The 15,804-nt window shown below is 66.5% G+C and carries 13 protein-coding genes; 4 read left to right on the top strand and 9 right to left on the bottom strand.

What is annotated here, in order from left to right; all coding sequences use genetic code 11:
* Positions 1 to 16: 16 nt before the first annotated feature.
* Positions 17 to 1,468 (top strand): bifunctional 2-methylcitrate dehydratase/aconitate hydratase, encoded by a 1,452-nt coding sequence (locus B7G54_RS24830; RefSeq protein ID WP_085041473.1) that lies wholly within the window; start codon positions 17 to 19, stop codon positions 1,466 to 1,468.
* Between the two features lie 52 nt (positions 1,469 to 1,520).
* Positions 1,521 to 4,238: an aconitate hydratase AcnA gene (gene acnA, locus B7G54_RS24825; protein WP_085041472.1), complete on the top strand. Its 2,718-nt coding sequence runs from the start codon at positions 1,521 to 1,523 to the stop codon at positions 4,236 to 4,238.
* 122 nt (positions 4,239 to 4,360) lie between these two features.
* On the opposite strand, the gene B7G54_RS24820 is transcribed toward acnA, so the two are convergent.
* From B7G54_RS24820 to B7G54_RS24805, 4 genes are read right to left on the bottom strand one after another with little or no spacing between them, the layout of a single operon-like run.
* Positions 4,361 to 4,798, bottom strand: a complete 438-nt coding sequence (locus B7G54_RS24820; RefSeq protein WP_085041471.1) for a DUF1801 domain-containing protein — start codon at positions 4,796 to 4,798, stop codon at positions 4,361 to 4,363.
* Complete coding sequence (locus B7G54_RS24815) at positions 4,795 to 5,226, bottom strand: SRPBCC family protein (RefSeq protein WP_085041470.1); 432 nt, start codon at positions 5,224 to 5,226, stop codon at positions 4,795 to 4,797. The genes B7G54_RS24820 and B7G54_RS24815 overlap by 4 nt, the downstream gene beginning before the upstream one ends.
* The gene (locus B7G54_RS24810) at positions 5,226 to 5,549 is read right to left on the bottom strand and encodes an ArsR/SmtB family transcription factor (RefSeq protein ID WP_041493622.1); all 324 of its coding nucleotides are present in this window, start codon (positions 5,547 to 5,549) and stop codon (positions 5,226 to 5,228) included. The genes B7G54_RS24815 and B7G54_RS24810 overlap by 1 nt, the downstream gene beginning before the upstream one ends.
* 22 nt (positions 5,550 to 5,571) lie before the next feature.
* A complete protein-coding gene (locus B7G54_RS24805; protein WP_133059213.1) occupies positions 5,572 to 5,973 on the bottom strand; it encodes a hypothetical protein in 402 nt (133 codons plus the stop codon).
* 219 nt (positions 5,974 to 6,192) lie between these two features.
* On the opposite strand from B7G54_RS24805, the gene B7G54_RS24795 reads away from it, so the two are divergent.
* Complete coding sequence (locus B7G54_RS24795) at positions 6,193 to 7,926, top strand: S53 family peptidase (protein ID WP_085041468.1); 1,734 nt, start codon at positions 6,193 to 6,195, stop codon at positions 7,924 to 7,926.
* 106 nt (positions 7,927 to 8,032) lie between these two features.
* Here the strand turns inward: B7G54_RS24795 and B7G54_RS24790 are convergent, their stop codons facing one another.
* The 5 genes from B7G54_RS24790 to B7G54_RS24770 all read right to left on the bottom strand — a co-directional run bounded on the left by B7G54_RS24790 (position 8,033) and on the right by B7G54_RS24770 (position 14,164).
* Positions 8,033 to 9,451, bottom strand: coding sequence for an MFS transporter (locus B7G54_RS24790; protein ID WP_085041574.1), 1,419 nt, complete (start codon positions 9,449 to 9,451; stop codon positions 8,033 to 8,035).
* A 220-nt stretch (positions 9,452 to 9,671) separates the two neighbouring features.
* Entirely contained in the window at positions 9,672 to 10,508 is an 837-nt protein-coding gene (locus tag B7G54_RS24785; protein ID WP_085041467.1) for an ABC transporter permease, read from the bottom strand.
* A gap of 37 nt (positions 10,509 to 10,545) precedes the next feature.
* Entirely contained in the window at positions 10,546 to 11,811 is a 1,266-nt protein-coding gene (locus tag B7G54_RS24780; RefSeq protein WP_085041573.1) for an ABC transporter permease, read from the bottom strand.
* Positions 11,812 to 11,910: 99 nt separating this feature from the next.
* Complete coding sequence (locus B7G54_RS24775) at positions 11,911 to 12,957, bottom strand: ABC transporter substrate-binding protein (RefSeq protein ID WP_085041466.1); 1,047 nt, start codon at positions 12,955 to 12,957, stop codon at positions 11,911 to 11,913.
* A gap of 76 nt (positions 12,958 to 13,033) precedes the next feature.
* Complete coding sequence (locus tag B7G54_RS24770) at positions 13,034 to 14,164, bottom strand: ABC transporter ATP-binding protein (RefSeq protein WP_085041465.1); 1,131 nt, start codon at positions 14,162 to 14,164, stop codon at positions 13,034 to 13,036.
* Between the two features lie 108 nt (positions 14,165 to 14,272).
* Between B7G54_RS24770 and pdxR the strand changes: the two genes are divergently transcribed.
* On the top strand, positions 14,273 to 15,796 hold the full coding sequence (gene pdxR, locus B7G54_RS24765) for a MocR-like pyridoxine biosynthesis transcription factor PdxR (RefSeq protein WP_085041464.1): 1,524 nt from the start codon (positions 14,273 to 14,275) through the stop codon (positions 15,794 to 15,796).
* Positions 15,797 to 15,804 lie beyond the last annotated feature (8 nt).

Below are 15,804 nucleotides of genomic sequence, written 5' to 3'. Positions count from 1 at the left end.
TTCCATCGGCCCCTCGATGTCCGCCCCGGTCTCCAACGTCCGCCCTGCTCCGGATACGGTACTCGTCGATATCGTCGACTACGTGCTGAATGCCGGCATCGACAGCGCGCTCGCGCTGGAGACGGCGCGTCATTGCCTGATCGACACGCTCGGATGCGGACTCGAGGCGCTGTCCTACCCTGCCTGCACCAAGCTGCTCGGCCCCGTCGTGCCCGGCACGATCGTGCCGAACGGCGCGAAGGTGCCCGGCACGTCCTTCCAGCTCGATCCCGTCCAGGCCGCGTTCGGCATCGGCGCGATGATCCGCTGGCTGGACTTCAACGACACCTGGCTCGCCGCCGAATGGGGTCATCCGTCCGACAATCTCGGCGGGATCCTGGCGACGGCCGACTGGCTTTCCCGCACGGCCGTCGCGGCCGGCCGAAAGCCGCTCACGATGCGCGACGTGCTGGTCGCGATGATCCAGGCCCACGAGATCCAGGGCTGCCTCGCCCTCGAGAATTCGTTCAATGCGGTCGGGCTCGACCACGTGCTGCTCGTGAAGGTCGCGTCGACCGCCGTCGTCGGCCGGCTGCTCGGGCTCACGCGCGACGAGCTGATCAACGCGGTATCCAATGCGTTCGTCGACGGCCAGGCGCTGCGCACCTACCGCCACGCACCGAATACGGGCTCGCGCAAATCATGGGCAGCCGGCGACGCGACCTCCCGCGCGGTGCGCCTCGCGCTGATCGCGAAAACGGGCGAAATGGGCTACCCGTCGGCGCTCACCGCGAAGACCTGGGGCTTCTACGACGTGCTGTTCGACGGCAAGCCGTTCCGCTTCCAGCGCCCGTACGGCACGTACGTAATGGAAAACGTGCTGTTCAAGATCGCGTTCCCCGCCGAGTTCCACGCGCAAACGGCCGCCGAGGCCGCACTGCAGCTGCACGCGCAGCTCGCCGCCGCGGGCCGCACGACCGACGACATCGGCCGGATCACGATCCGCACGCATGCGGCCGCGATCCGCATCATCGACAAGCAGGGCCCGCTCGCCAATCCGGCCGACCGCGACCACTGCATCCAGTACATGGTCGCCGTGCCGCTGCTGTTCGGCCGGCTGACCGCGGCCGACTATGAAGATTCGGCCGCCGCCGATCCCCGCATCGACGCGCTGCGCGCGAAGACCGTCTGCGTCGAGGATCCGCAGTTCACGAAGGATTATCACGATCCGGACAAGCGATCGATCGCGAATGCGCTGACGATCGAGTTCACGGACGGATCGAAGCTTGCCGAAGTGGCGGTCGAATACCCGCTCGGCCATCGGCGGCGCCGCACCGACGGCATCCCGCTCCTGGTCGACAAGTTCCGGACCAACCTCGCCCGCCGCTTCCCGGCAAAGCAGCAACAAGCGATTCTCGACGTGTCGCTGGACCAGGCAAAGCTCGAAGCGATGCCGGTCGATCAGTACGTCGACTTGTATGTGATATAGCCGTCAAATACGAGACTCTTTGTTTCCTAGCCTTAAACCCAGGAAAATCACCATGGCCCACAATCTCCACAAGACCCTCAAGGAATTCGACAGCGGTTCCGGCAAAGGCAAGTTCTACTCGCTGCCGCAACTCGGCAAGGAACTGAAGACGAAGATCGAACGCCTGCCGGTGTCGATCCGTATCGTGCTCGAGTCCGTGCTGCGCAACTACGACGGCAAGAAAATCACCGAAGAGCACATCCAGCAGCTCGCGAACTGGAAGCCGACCGAAAAGCGCGTCGACGAGATTCCGTTCGTGGTGTCGCGCGTCGTGCTGCAGGACTTCACGGGCGTGCCGCTGCTCGCCGACATCGCGGCCATGCGCGGCGTCGCCGAGCGTACGGGCAAGAACCCGAAGAAGATCGAGCCGCTGGTCCCGGTCGATCTCGTCGTCGACCACTCGGTTCAGATCGACTACTTCCGCCAGAAGGACGCGCTCGACCTGAACATGAAACTGGAATTCCAGCGCAACAACGAGCGCTACCAATTCATGAAGTGGGGCATGCAGGCGTTCGACACGTTCAAGGTCGTGCCGCCGGGCGTGGGCATCGTCCACCAGGTGAACCTCGAATATCTCGCGCGCGGCGTCCACAAGAAGGCGGACGGCGGCGACACCGTGTACTACCCGGACACCCTCGTCGGCACCGACAGCCACACGACGATGATCAACGGCATCGGCGTGGTCGGCTGGGGCGTGGGCGGCATCGAGGCTGAAGCCGGCATGCTCGGCCAGCCGGTGTACTTCCTGACGCCGGACGTCGTCGGCGTCGAGCTGAAGGGCAAGCTGCGCGAAGGCGTGACGGCCACCGACCTCGTGCTGACGATCACCGAAATGCTGCGCAAGGAGAAGGTCGTCGGCAAGTTCGTCGAGTTCTTCGGCGAAGGCACGAAGTCGCTGTCGCTGCCGGACCGCGCGACGATCGGCAACATGGCGCCGGAATACGGCGCGACGATGGGCTTCTTCCCGGTCGACGAAAAGACGATCGACTACTTCGAGGGCACGGGCCGCACGAAGGCGGAAATCGCCGCGTTCGAAAACTACTTCAAGGCGCAGAAGCTGTTCGGCATCCCGAAGGCCGGCGACATCGACTACACGAAGGTCGTGACGCTGGATCTGACGACGGTCGCCCCGTCGCTGGCCGGCCCGAAGCGCCCGCAGGACCGCATCGAGATCGGCAACGTCAAGTCGACGTTCACCGACCTGTTCTCGAAGCCGGTCGCCGAGAACGGCTTCGCGAAGAAGGCGGAAGACCTGGGCACGCAGTACACGACGAGCAACGGCGTCGACGTGAAGAACGGCGACATCCTGATCGCCGCGATCACGTCGTGCACGAACACGTCGAACCCGAGCGTGCTGCTGGCCGCCGGCCTGCTCGCGAAGAAGGCGGTCGAGGCCGGCCTCACGGTCGATCCGAAGATCAAGACCTCGCTCGCGCCGGGATCGCGCATCGTCACCGAGTACCTGACGAAGACGGGCCTGCTGCCCTATCTGTCGAAGCTCGGCTTCGAAGTCGCGGCCTACGGCTGCACGACCTGTATCGGCAACGCGGGCGACCTGACGCCGGAGCTGAACGAAGCGATCACGAAGAACGACATCGTCGCGGCAGCCGTGCTGTCGGGCAACCGTAACTTCGAAGCGCGTATCCACCCGAACATCCGCGCGAACTTCCTCGCGTCGCCGCCGCTGGTCGTCGCCTACGCGATCGCCGGCAACATCACGCGCGACCTGATGACGGAACCGGTCGGCAAGGGCAAGGGCGGCCGCGACATCTACCTCGGCGACATCTGGCCGACGAGCGAAGAAATCCACGCGCTGCTCAAGTTCGCGCTCGACCCGAAGAAGTTCGAGGACAACTATTCGAAGCTGACCAAGAAGGGCGACCTCTGGAGCAAGATCGAGGGCGAATCGGGCCAGGTCTACGACTGGCCGAAGTCGACCTACATCGCCGAGCCGCCGTTCTTCGGCAACGACTTCTCGATGGAACCGGCTGCGTCGATCCCGACGGTCAAGGGCGCGCGCGCACTCGGCATCTTCGGCGACTCGGTCACGACCGACCACATCAGCCCGGCAGGCTCGATCAAGGAAGACTCGCCGGCAGGCAAGTGGCTGAAGGAAAACGGCGTGCAGAAGGCCGACTTCAACAGCTACGGCTCGCGCCGCGGCAACCACGACGTGATGATGCGCGGCACGTTCGCGAACGTCCGGATCAAGAACCTGATGATCCCGGCGAAGGCAGACGGCACGCGCGTCGAAGGCGGCCTGACGATCCACCAGCCGAGCGGCGAACAGCAGTCGATCTACGACGCGGCCATGCAGTATGTCGGCGCCGATACGCCGACGGTCGTGTTCGCGGGTGAAGAGTACGGCACGGGCTCGTCGCGCGACTGGGCCGCGAAGGGCACGCAACTGCTCGGCGTGAAGGCCGTGATCGCACGCAGCTTCGAGCGCATCCACCGCTCGAACCTGGTCGGCATGGGCGTGCTGCCGCTGCAGTTCAAGGGCTCGGACAGCGTCCAGTCGCTCGGCATCACCGGCGACGAAACGTACGACATCGAAGGCCTCGGCGACGACTTCAAGCCGCAGCAGGACGTCACGCTCGTGATCAACCGCAAGAACGGCGAAACGCAGCGCGTGCAGGTGCTGCTGCGCATCGATACGCCGATCGAAGTCGACTACTACAAGCACGGCGGTATCCTGCCGTTCGTGCTGCGTTCGCTGCTCGCAGCGTAAGCGCCCTGCTTTTGCAGGTGCCGCAGCCGCCTCGCGGCGGTTGCGGCCGATTTGGATGCCCGACCTCGTGTCGGGCTTTTTTTCGCGTGCGCGCTAGGCGACGCGGCCGGTCGTGCGGCGCGTCACGTCGCGTTGCCGGCCCGCGCCTTCGTGCCTGCGCTCGTTCGCCGCGCGTTCTTCTTCAGATGCGTGCGGTTGTATTCGATCGCCGCGCGCACCAGATTCTTCAGCGCCCGCTTGTCGAGCCGGTCGCCTTCGAACAGGTCGATCGCGCGCCGCGCATTGCCGTCGAGGCCGTCGTTGAACAGCTGGTCGGGATCGGGCAGCTGCGCACCGTGCATGAAGGTCAGCTTCACCTTGCCCTTGTGCGCGTTCGCCACGGCGATCATCCCGTCGCACGACCACACGGGGCTGCCCATCCATTTCCATTCCTCGACGATGCCCGCTTGCGCCTCGAGGATCGTCTGGCGCAGGTCGGCGAAGGTCTTGCCGCGCCAGTCGGCGATACCGGCGATCAGCGCGTCGATACGCTCCGACGGCGTGAGGTCCGTTGTGCTCATGCGCGGGCCTCCGTGCCTTCGCCGGGGCGGGCCAGCACCTGTTCGAGCGAGTCGAAGAACCGGGCCCAGCCGTGCTGCGCACCGCGGTATGCCTGCTCCTGATCCGTGCGGAAGCCGACCTGCTCCATCCGCAGGCGCGTGCCGGCCGGCGTCGGCGTGAGCGTCCACGTGACGACGCTTTCGAGGCCGTACGCGGCCCACGTATAGGACAGCGCGCGCGGCGGCTCGATCGTCAGGACCGTGCAGTCGACCGAGCCCCAGTCGGCGCGGAAGCTGAACGCGCGGCCCGCGACGGGCTCGAAGTCGCTCTTCATCAGCCACGCCTCGATCAGGTGCGGTTGCGTGAGCGCGCGCCAGATCTTCTCCGGCGGATGCGGCAGCTCCCGGTCGACAACGACGGAGCGCGTTTCGGTGGTGGCCTGGTTCATTACTGGTCCATCCTTTTCAGAAGATCTTCGAGGGCATCGAACCGGTTCTGCCAGAAGCCAGCCATCTGGCTCGTCCAGTCGATCAACGGGGCCAGCGCTTGGGGCTGCGCGCTGTAGTGCGTCTGCCGGCCTTCGTGACGGTCGCTCACGAGCCCGGCCTGCTTCAGGACGCCGAGATGCTTCGAGACGGCCGGCTGCGAGACGCCCGCATGGGCGGTGAGCGCAGCAACCGTCAGCTCGCCGTCCGCGCACAGCCGCTCGAAGAGCGCGCGGCGCGTGGGATCGGCAAGCGTCCTGAAAAGCATGTCGTGTGCGTTCTGCATGGTCAAATTCATAACCCGGTGGTTATGGATTGAAGAATATCCGCTGATCGACGTACGTCAAGGCGGAATTTCGCGAACGGCGTCGCGCGATCTTGCGCGGGCCTGCTGGCCGCCGCGTCGGCGCGTACACGCCCCCGAATTCGAACATTCCCTCTAATCCGCAATCGCCGCATGCGATCCGAAAGTCGCCTGCAAGACTGCCGGAAGCACCGTTCCACAGTTCGGGAAACGTTTGCGACCGACCGGCCCATTTTTTGTGCGCGCGCGAATCCGTTCCTGCCGTGTCGCTTCGTTTGACCACATAGTGCGACGCGGCACGCGGCAACGACCGGTCGCGCGTCATGCATTCACGCATCGATCCGCTCCGCGATCGCGCACGTTCCGGCGTCACGACGAACGACTCGTGCGTTTGAACGTCGCGCATTGCCGCGCTGTCGTGTCGCGAACCGGTTCCTTTCGACGCGGCCGCGATCGCTTGCACGTACGACGCAACGCATGCTCGCACCCGCCTCGATGTCAGAACTGACAGCTATGGAAAATGGCAGCTACCTGAACGGCAGCGGCGCCCTACGCTCGTCACCGCTCGCGACCCCACAAGGGTCGGGGGCTCCAGCAACGTCGTCTCTCCTAAAAAGGACTCCCGATGAAAAGGAACGCCTGGTTTGCCCTGCCCCTGCCGTCGCCCCGCCGCCTTGCGTGCGTGGCACCGCTCGTGTTCGCCGCCGCTGCGGCGCATGCGGCGACGGACTGGGTCGACACCCATACGAAGGCCTTTCTGACCGGCCCGCAGTTGATGGCGCGCAGCGCGGCGCCGTCGCTCGAACTCGCGGCCGGCGAAACGACCGACGTCGTCGTCAGCCTGAAGCTGCGCAATGCCGCGCAGCTCAAGCAACTGTCGCGCGACGTTAACCGGCCGGGCAGCGCGCATTACCGCCAGTACCTCACGCATGAGCAGTTCCTCGCCAGCTACGCGCCGACCGAAGCGCAGGTGAAGTCGGTGGTCGACTATCTGCACAAGAGCGGCTTCGTGAACGTCGAGGTCGCGCCGAACCGGCTGCTGGTATCCGCCCGCGGCACGGCCGGCACGGTGAAGACCGCATTCAACACGTCGCTCGTCCACTTCGAATACGCGGGCCGCTCGGGCTTCGCCAACACATCGACCGCGCAGGTGCCGCGCGCGCTCGGCGACGTCGTCGGCTCGGTGCTCGGGCTGCAGAGCGTCGCACGCGCGCGGCCGCTGCTGCGCATCGGCAACGTGTCGAAGCCGCAGGCGCTCGCGGCCGGCACGGCGACCGGCCACTATCCGAAGGAATTCCCGGGCCTCTACAACGCAACCGGCGTGCCGACCGCGGCCGGCGTCACCGTCGGCATCATCACGATCGGCGGCGTGTCGCAAACGCTGCAGGACCTGAAGCAGTTCACGTCGAGCAACGGTTACGGCACGGTGTCGACGCAGACCGTCAAGACCAACGGCTCGGGCGGCAGCTACACCGACGACCAGGACGGCCAGGGCGAGTGGGATCTCGACAGCCAGTCGATCGTCGGCTCGGCCGGCGGCCAGGTCGGCAAGCTCGTGTTCTACATGGCCGACCTCAATGCGAGCGGCAACACCGGCCTCACGCAGGCGTTCAACCGCGCGGTGTCGGACAACACTGCGAAAGTGATCAACGTGTCGCTCGGCTGGTGCGAGACCGACGCGAACGCGGACGGCACGCTCGACGCCGAGGAGCAGATCTTCACGACCGCCGCGGCGCAAGGCCAGACGTTCTCGGTTTCGTCGGGCGACGAAGGCGTGTACGAGTGCAACAACCGCGGCTATCCGGACGGCTCGAATTACACGGTGTCGTGGCCCGCTTCGTCGCCGCACGTGCTCGCGATCGGCGGCACGACGCTCTACACGTCGTCGTCGGGTGCGTTCTCGAACGAGACGGTATGGAACGAAGGGCTCGACGGCAACGGCAAGCTGTGGGCGACAGGCGGCGGCGTCAGCACGATCCTGCCCGCGCCGTCGTGGCAGTCGGGCAGCAACCGCCAGTTGCCGGACGTCTCGTTCGACGCCGCGCAAAGCACCGGTGCCTATATCTACAACTACGGCCAGTTGCAGCAGATCGGCGGCACGAGCCTCGCCGCGCCGATCTTCACGGGCCTCTGGGCGCGCCTCCTCGCAGCGAACGGCACGGGTCTCGGCTTTCCGGCCGGCAAGTTCTACGCCGACATTCCGTCGAACCCGTCGCTCGTGCGCTACGACGTGGTGTCGGGGAACAACGGCTATCAGGGGTATGGCTACAACGCAGGCACCGGCTGGGATTACACGACCGGCTTCGGCAGCCTGAACATCGCGAACCTCAACCAGCTGATCAAGTCGGGCGGGTTCTGAGCGAAGCGTGAAGGCCGGCGCGCGGCGGTGGTTCGTTGCGCGCCGGTTCGGGACTTTTCCGCAATCGTTGTTCGGTCGTCGGCTTGCGCCGCAACTGCGCGCAACCCTACTCCGTCGCGCGCTCGCTCACACGCTCCGACGAAGCCGGCACGCCAGCCCGATGCGACGGCGCAAAGAGCCGCAACCCGCTCGCGACGCTCGCCGCCCCGGCAAAGCCCGCGCCGAGCATCAGCGCAAGCGTCGGCCCGTGGCGCCCCGCGATCCCGAACGACAGCGCGACGAGCGCCGCGCCCGTGGCCTGCCCGATCAGCCGCGCGGTCGCGATGATCCCGCTCGCGCCGCCGCTGCGCTCGGGCGGCGCACTCGACATCAGCGCCTTCAGGTTCGGTGACTGGAAGAAACCGAAACCCGCGCCGCACAGCATCATCCGCCAGCCGATGTCGATGACGCCCGGCGCCGCCGGCAACGCGGCGAGCGACACCATGCCAGCACTCAGCAACGCAAGACCGATCGCGCCGAGCAGGCCCGGCGGATAACGATCCGACAACCGGCCCGCGATCGGCGCGGCGAGCGCGACGATCACCGACCACGGCGTCATCAGGAACCCCGTCTCGACCGCGTTGCGATGCAGGACGGTTTCGAAATAGAACGGCAGCGACACGAACGCAAGCCCCTGCGCGGCGAACGCACACACGGCGGTCAGCGCGGACAGCGTGAACACCGGCCGGCGAAACAAATCGACCGGCAGCATCGGCGCCGGGTGCCCGGCCTGGCGGCGGATCAGCAGCCAGCCGAATACGAGCGCGACCGCGGCCGCCGCGAACACGACGGAAAGCGGCCCGCGCTGCGCGAATTCGCCGAGCGCGAAGATCAGCGACGCGAACGTGATCACATTGAACAATGCAGCGACCGGATCGAACGCATGCTTGCCGCGCGCCGTCTGCGGCAGCGACGGAATCGCCACTGCAAGGGCGAACACGCCGAGCGGCACGTTCACCGCGAACAGCCACGGCCACGCGGCAACCGACAGGATCAGCGATGCGATGGTCGGCCCCACCGCGAACGACACACCGACGACGAGCGCGTTGAAGCCGACGCCGCGCCCGAGCCGGTGCGCGGGGAACAGGCCGCGGATCAGCGCGACGTTGACGCTCATGATCGCGCTCGCGCCGAAGCCCTGCACGATCCGCGCGGCCGTCAGCATCGGCAGCGTCGACGCTAGCGAACAGCCGAACGATGCGAGCGTGAACACCGCGAGCCCGGCGATATACACGCGCTTGTGGCCGACGATGTCGCCGAGCGACGCGAACGGCAGCAGCGTCGCGACCATCGCGAGCTGGTAGGCGTTGATGATCCACACGGACGCGGCCGGCGATGCATGCAGGTCGGCGGCGATCGCGGGTAGCGCGGTGTTCGCGATCGCGGTGTCGAGCGTCGCGAGCGCGACGGCCAGCAGCACTGCGGACATCGCACGCCAGTTGACGGCCGGCTCATGCGCGCCGGCGGGGGAAGCGAATTCGGACAAGATGAGGCTCGGCTGACGAGCGACGCGTTGTGCCGCGTCGCGGATTGGACTCGCGGCGGCGTTCCGCTCGCACTGCACGGAACGCGCGCCGCCGCGCCTCGTATTGTTGCAGAGCCGCATCGAACGTGCAGGCGGCCGCCTCGTCAGTCAGCGAAATGAAAGCAAGTGCGTTGCCGTGCAGGACGCGCGGCAACGCAGGCGCAGCAGGCAGGCCCGCCGGTCAGGTCACCGCGCGCCGCGCATTGCGTCCGCGCAGCCACTCGAGCGCGAGCAGCAGGCTCGTCGAGAAGATGATCAGGATCGTTGCGAGCGCAGCGATCGTCGGGCTGATGTTTTCGCGGATCCCCGTGAACATCTGGCGCGGCAGCGTCGTCTGGTCCGCACCCGCGAGGAACAGTGTGACGACGACTTCATCGAACGACGTCGCGAACGCGAACAGCGCGCCCGACATCACACCCGGCGCGATCACCGGCAGCGTCACGCGGAAGAACGTCGACACCGGATTCGCGCCGAGCGACAGGCTCGCGCGCACGAGATTCTGATTGAAGCCCTGCAGCGTCGCAGCGACCGTCGTCACGACGAACGGCACGCCGAGCGCAGCGTGCGCGGCGATCAACCCCGTGTAGGTATTCGCGAGCCCGAGCGGCGCGAAGAACAGGTACATGCCGACGCCGACCACGACGACCGGCACGATCATCGGCGACAGCAGCACGGCCATCAGCAGCCCCTTGCCGCGGAAGTCGGCCTTCGTGAGACCGATCGCGGCGAGCGTGCCGAGCACGGTCGCGACGACGGTCGCCGATGGCGCGACGATAAAGCTGTTCTTTGCGGCCATCCGCCACTCGTCCGATGCGATCAGGTTCTCGTACCAGCGCATCGAGAAGCCCGGGATCGGATAGACGAGGAACGTGCTCGACGAGAACGACAGCGGCACGATCGCAAGCACCGGCAGGATCAGGTACAGCAGCGTCAGCACGACGAGCACGCGCAGCGCGATAAACCACGCGCGCTCGACGAACGACATGTGCGGCGCGAACAGCGGCCTGGCGAGTTTCATGGTCGGATTCCCCTTCCCTTTTCGTTGCGCGCGGCGCTCAGCCGAGGCTCACGTTCGTGCGCGTGAAGCGCCCGTACACCGCGTACAGCACGAGCGTCGCCGCGAGCAGCAGCCCGCCGAGCGCGCACGCCATGCCCCAGTTGATCGTCACGTTCGTAAAGTACGCGACGTAGTAGCTGACCATCTGGTCGTTCGGCCCGCCGAGCAGCGCGGGCGTGATGTAGTAGCCGATCGCGAGGATGAACACGAGCAGCGCGCCCGCGCCGATGCCCGGGTAGGTCTGCGGCACGTACACGCGCCAGAATGCGGCGAACGGGTGGCTGCCGAGCGACACGGCCGCGCGCTGGTAGGTTGACGGGATCGACTTCATCACGCTGTAGAGCGGCAGGATCATGAACGGCAGCAGGATGTGCGTCATCGAGATGTACACGCCGACGCGGTTGAACAGCAACGTCAGCGGATGCGAGATCAGCCCGCTGCCGATCAGCGCCGTGTTGATGAGCCCTTCGCTCTGCAGCAGCACGATCCACGCGGCGACCCGCACGAGCACCGACGTCCAGAACGGGATCAGCACGAGGATCATCACGAGGTTCGCGCGCCGCTCCGACAGCGTCGAGATCCAGTACGCGAGCGGATAGCCGAGCAGCAGCGCGAACAGCGTGACGGCGACGCCGATCACGAACGTGCGGCCGAAGATCGCGAGGTAGATCGACTGGTCGGGATCGGCCTGCACGATGTGACCGAAGCCGTCCTGCTTGTGGTCGAGCGCGGCGAGCAGGTAGAACGGCGACACCTGGCTGCCGTTCTTCGCGATCGACTGCCAGTACGCGACGTCGCCCCAGCGCGAGTCGAGCTCGATGATTTTTTCGCGTGTCTGCGCGGGCGTCAGCGGCGCGTCGCCTGCACCGCCTTCGCCTTTCAGCGGCATCGCGCGCGCCGTCTTCGCGACGAGCGAGCGATAGCCGGGAATCTCGGTGTTCAGGCGCCGCGCGAGCGCACCCATCGCCTCGCTGTCGGCCACCTTCGTCATGTCCGCCGCGAGCGCGACATACGCGGCGTCGGCCGGCGGCGCCTTGCGGTCCCAGCCTGACAGCGCGGCGACCGTTTTCGGCAACGCGGTCGCGATTTCCGGGTTCTGCACCGCGCGCGTGAGCAGCGTACCGATCGGCACGACGAAAATCAGCAGCAGGAAAATCGCGAGCGGCGCGACCAGCAGCAGTGCCATCGTGCGCTTGCGGGCCTCGGCGGCCTTCAGCTCGCGCTTGAGCGCGGCGGTCGACGGCGAGGAAGGCGCGATCGTCATCGTATTCAACAGTTCTCTCCGGCCGGGCACGTTCCGGCGGAATGCCGCGCGACGCGATCGACGCGTCGCGCGGCCGGTTGCATCAGGACACCTGACCGGTTACTTGGTCGCCCATGCGGCGAAGCGCTGCTCGAGCTCGTCGCTGTGGTCGGTCCAGAAGCCGATGTCTTCCAGCACCGCGTTCTTGCCGTTGGCCGGCGAGTTCGGCAGGTTCGCGAGCGTCTTCGCGTCGAGCGACTTGATCGCCGCGATGTTCGCCGGGCCGTACGCGATGTGCTGCGCATACGCCTGCTGCGGCTTCGGCGTCAGCGAATACGCGATGTACTGCTCGGCCAGCGCCTTGTTCGGCGAGCCCTTCGGAATCGCCCAGTAGTCGAGGTCGTAGATGCTGCCGTTCCACACGACCTTCAGGTTCTTGCCTTCCTTCTGCGCGGCGTCGATGCGGCCGTTGTATGCGGTCGACATCACGACGTCGCCGGCGACGAGGAACTGCGGCGGCTGCGCGCCCGCTTCCCACCACTGGATGTACGGCTTCAGTTCGTCGAGCTTCTTGAATGCGCGGTCCTGGCCAGCCTTCGTGCCGAGCACCTTGTACACGTCCTTCGTCGCGACGCCGTCGGCCATCAACGCGAATTCGAGGTTGTAGCGCGCGCCCTTGCGCATCCCGCGCTTGCCGGGGAATTTCTTCACGTTCCAGAAATCGGCCCAGCCGGTCGGCGCCGACTTCAGCTTGTCCGCGTTGTACGACAGCGCCGTCGACCACACGAAGAAACCGACGCCGCATACCTGCGGCGACTCCGGAATCAGGTCGGACTTCTTCGCGATCTTCGACCAGTCGAGCTTCTCGTACAGCCCTTCGTCGCAGCCGCGGTTCAGGTCGCCCGACTCGACTTCGACCACGTCCCAGTTGACGTGCTTCGCCTCGACCATCGCCTTCACTTTCGCCTGCTCGCCGTTGTATTCGACAGCCGTGACCTTGTTGCCGGTCGCCTTCTCGAACGGCTGGTTGAACGCGGCCTTCTGCGCGTCGCCGTTCGCGCCGCCGAAGTTGACGACCGTGAGCTCGGCCGCCGATGCCGATGCGCCGACGACGGCGAGCGCGAGTGCCAGCGCGGTATGACGCGCGGTAAAGCTTGCTCGGTTCATGATGGTTCCTCTCCTCTCGTGGTGGAAGTGGGCTTTGTTGTTGACGACGTGCTGCGGAAAATCGGGAAAACCCTGCTCAAGCGAACACGCGCAGGTGTTCGGGCGCGAACGCGAGCGCGACCGGCGCACCGGGCGAGAATGCATCGAGCGCGCCGGTGCCGAGCGGCACCTTCACGAAACATTCGTCCTGGCCGGGTAGCGCGCAGCGCATGCGCACGTGATCGCCGAAATAGATGAGGCTGCGCGCCTCGCCGCTCAAGCGGTTCGCGGCCGCGCCGTTCGTCTGACCATTGGCGTGGCCATCCGTCTGCCCGTTCGCACCGTGCGCGGCGAGGCTCATGCGTTCGGGGCGGATGCACGCAACGGCCGGCGCGCCTTCTGCGGCCTCGCCGATACGGCGACCGACGAGTTTCGTGCCGTCGTCGAGCCGGAACTCGCAGAACTCACCGTCGACGCGCGCGATGGTGCCGCGCAGCCGGTTGCTGTCGCCGATGAAGTTCGCGACGAATTCGTTGCATGGCGATTCGTACAGGCGGTCGACGGTGTCGAGCTGCTGCACGATGCCCTTGTCGAACACGGCGACGCGATCGGACATCGTCAGCGCCTCGCCCTGGTCGTGCGTCACGTACACGAAGGTCACGCCGAGCTTTTCGTGCAGCGCCTTCAGTTCGTACTGCATGTGTTCGCGCAGCTGCTTGTCGAGCGCGCCGAGCGGCTCGTCCATCAGCACGAGCTTCGGCTCGAACACGAGCGCGCGCGCCAGCGCGATGCGCTGCTGCTGGCCACCGGACAACTGCGCCGGATAGCGCTTCGCGAAGCGCTCCATCTGCACCATCTTCAGCGCATGCGCGACGCGTTCCGCGCGCTCGGCCGCCGGCAGCTTGCGCACGGTCAGCGGATACGCGACGTTCTGCTCGACCGTCAGGTGCGGAAACAGCGCGTAGTTCTGGAACACCATGCCGATGTTGCGCTTGTGCGGCGGCACGTTGTTCAGCAGCTCGCCGTCGAGGCGGATCTCGCCGCCGGTCGGGAATTCGAAGCCGGCCAGCATCATCAGGCAGGTGGTCTTGCCCGAGCCCGACGGCCCGAGCAGCGTCAGGAATTCACCGCGGTGGATATCGAGGTCGAGCGATTTGACGACCAGCGTTTCGCCGTCGTAGGTCTTCCGCACGCCGCGAAAGCTGACGATCACATCATCGGACTTCATCGTGGCTGTCCCCTTGCTTCGCGACAATTGATTTTGAGATGCGAGCCACTATACGGCGCGCACGGTTCTACAATAGGGAACCATTTCAATATTACTAGTAGGACCACTTTGGATACCGTGATCCTCGCCGACTGGCTCTCTGCCCGCCTCGACCGCAATTCGCCCGAGCCGATGTACCGGCAGTTGCTGCAGCAGATGCAGCAAGCCATCCTGACCGGGGAATTGGGGCCAGGAACCAAACTGCCGAGTACGCGCACGCTCGCGGCCGACCTGTCGATCGCGCGCAATACCGTGCTGCACGTGTACGACCAGCTGACGGCCGAAGGCTACGTGCTGACGACCACCGGCAGCGGCACCTATGTGGCCGACACGCGGCCGGATGCCGCCGCGATCCGTGTGCCGGGCGCCACGCCGCCGCCGTCGAGCGCCGATGAACCGCCGCTGCCGGGCGCACAGGGCGGCCTGTCGATGCGCGGCCGGCAACTGATCGAGCATGCGGGCGTGTCGCGGCGCCAATGGGGCGCGTTCATGCCGGGCGTGCCGGACGTGTCGGAATTCCCGAGCCGGACGTGGAGCCGCCTGCAGGCGCGGCTGTGGAAGGAAGCGAACCCCGAGCTGCTGACCTATGCGCCGGGCGGCGGCTACCGGCCGTTACGGCGCGCGCTCGCCGATTACCTGCGCGTCGCGCGCTCGGTCAAATGTTCGCCGGACCAGGTGATCATCACGACGGGCATCCACCAGTCGATCGATCTCGCGGTGCGGCTGCTGTCCGACATCGGCGATCGCGCGTGGGTCGAGGAACCGTGCTACTGGGGCGTGCGCAGCGTATTGCAGGCAGCCGGTCTCACACTGACGCCGGTACCGGTCGACCAGGAGGGGCTCGACCCGCGTGCCAGCGACCTGCAGCATCCGCCGCGGCTCGTGCTCGTCACGCCTTCGCATCAGTACCCGCTCGGGATGGTGATGAGCCTCGCGCGGCGCCGGATGCTGCTCGAATATGCGCGCCAGCACCGCTGCTGGATCATCGAGGACGACTACGACAGCGAGTTCCGCTACGGCAGCCGCCCGCTCGCATCGCTGCAGGGGCTCGACGACGGCGGCCGCGTGATCTACGTCGGCAGCCTCGGCAAGATGCTGTACCCGGGGCTGCGGATGGGCTACATGGTCGTGCCCGAGCATCTGGTCGATACCTTCCGCACCGGGTTGTCGGAGCTGTACCGCGAGGGCCAGCTGATGCAGCAGGCCGTGCTCGCCGAATTCATCATGGACGGCCACCTGACTTCGCACGTCAGACGAATGCGCACGCTGTACGGCGAACGCCGGCAACTGATGATCGACGCGATCCGCGCGCGCTTCGGCGATGCGCTGCCCGTGATGGGCGACGAGGCAGGCCTGCATCTCGTGCTCGGCCTGCCCGACGCCTGCGACGATCGCGCGGTCACGCAGAGCGCGTTCGACGCGGGCGTGATCGTGCGCCCGCTCACCAGCTACTACAGCAACCTCGACACCGCGCAGCGCGGCCTGCTGCTCGGCTACGCATGCGTCGCGCACGAAGGCATCGGGCCCGCGTTCGACACGCTCGCGAATACCATCGAGCGACACCTGCCGCGGGATCTCACGCGCGCGGCCTAGCAGCGCTC

This window comes from Burkholderia puraquae, from assembly GCF_002099195.1.
In the GTDB taxonomy this organism is placed as follows: Bacteria; Pseudomonadota; Gammaproteobacteria; order Burkholderiales; family Burkholderiaceae; genus Burkholderia; species Burkholderia puraquae.
The sequence above is the reverse complement of the archived record's forward strand: the minus strand, read 5'-3'. Positions and strand labels throughout refer to the sequence as shown.

Excerpts from the sequence above, each read along its gene's own strand:
- B7G54_RS24785 (WP_085041467.1), bottom strand. The coding sequence starts at position 10,508 with ATGAAACTCGCCAGGCCGCTGTTCGCGCCGCACATGTCGTTCGTCGAG.
- B7G54_RS24775 (WP_085041466.1), bottom strand. The coding sequence starts at position 12,957 with ATGAACCGAGCAAGCTTTACCGCGCGTCATACCGCGCTGGCACTCGCG.
- acnA (WP_085041472.1), top strand. The coding sequence starts at position 1,521 with ATGGCCCACAATCTCCACAAGACCCTCAAGGAATTCGACAGCGGTTCC.
- B7G54_RS24830 (WP_085041473.1), top strand. The coding sequence starts at position 17 with ATGTCCGCCCCGGTCTCCAACGTCCGCCCTGCTCCGGATACGGTACTC.
- B7G54_RS24815 (WP_085041470.1), bottom strand. The coding sequence starts at position 5,226 with ATGAACCAGGCCACCACCGAAACGCGCTCCGTCGTTGTCGACCGGGAG.
- B7G54_RS24795 (WP_085041468.1), top strand. The coding sequence starts at position 6,193 with ATGAAAAGGAACGCCTGGTTTGCCCTGCCCCTGCCGTCGCCCCGCCGC.
- B7G54_RS24810 (WP_041493622.1), bottom strand. The coding sequence starts at position 5,549 with ATGCAGAACGCACACGACATGCTTTTCAGGACGCTTGCCGATCCCACG.
- B7G54_RS24770 (WP_085041465.1), bottom strand. The coding sequence starts at position 14,164 with ATGAAGTCCGATGATGTGATCGTCAGCTTTCGCGGCGTGCGGAAGACC.
- B7G54_RS24820 (WP_085041471.1), bottom strand. The coding sequence starts at position 4,798 with ATGAGCACAACGGACCTCACGCCGTCGGAGCGTATCGACGCGCTGATC.
- B7G54_RS24805 (WP_133059213.1), bottom strand. The coding sequence starts at position 5,973 with ATGCGCGACGTTCAAACGCACGAGTCGTTCGTCGTGACGCCGGAACGT.
- B7G54_RS24780 (WP_085041573.1), bottom strand. The coding sequence starts at position 11,811 with ATGACGATCGCGCCTTCCTCGCCGTCGACCGCCGCGCTCAAGCGCGAG.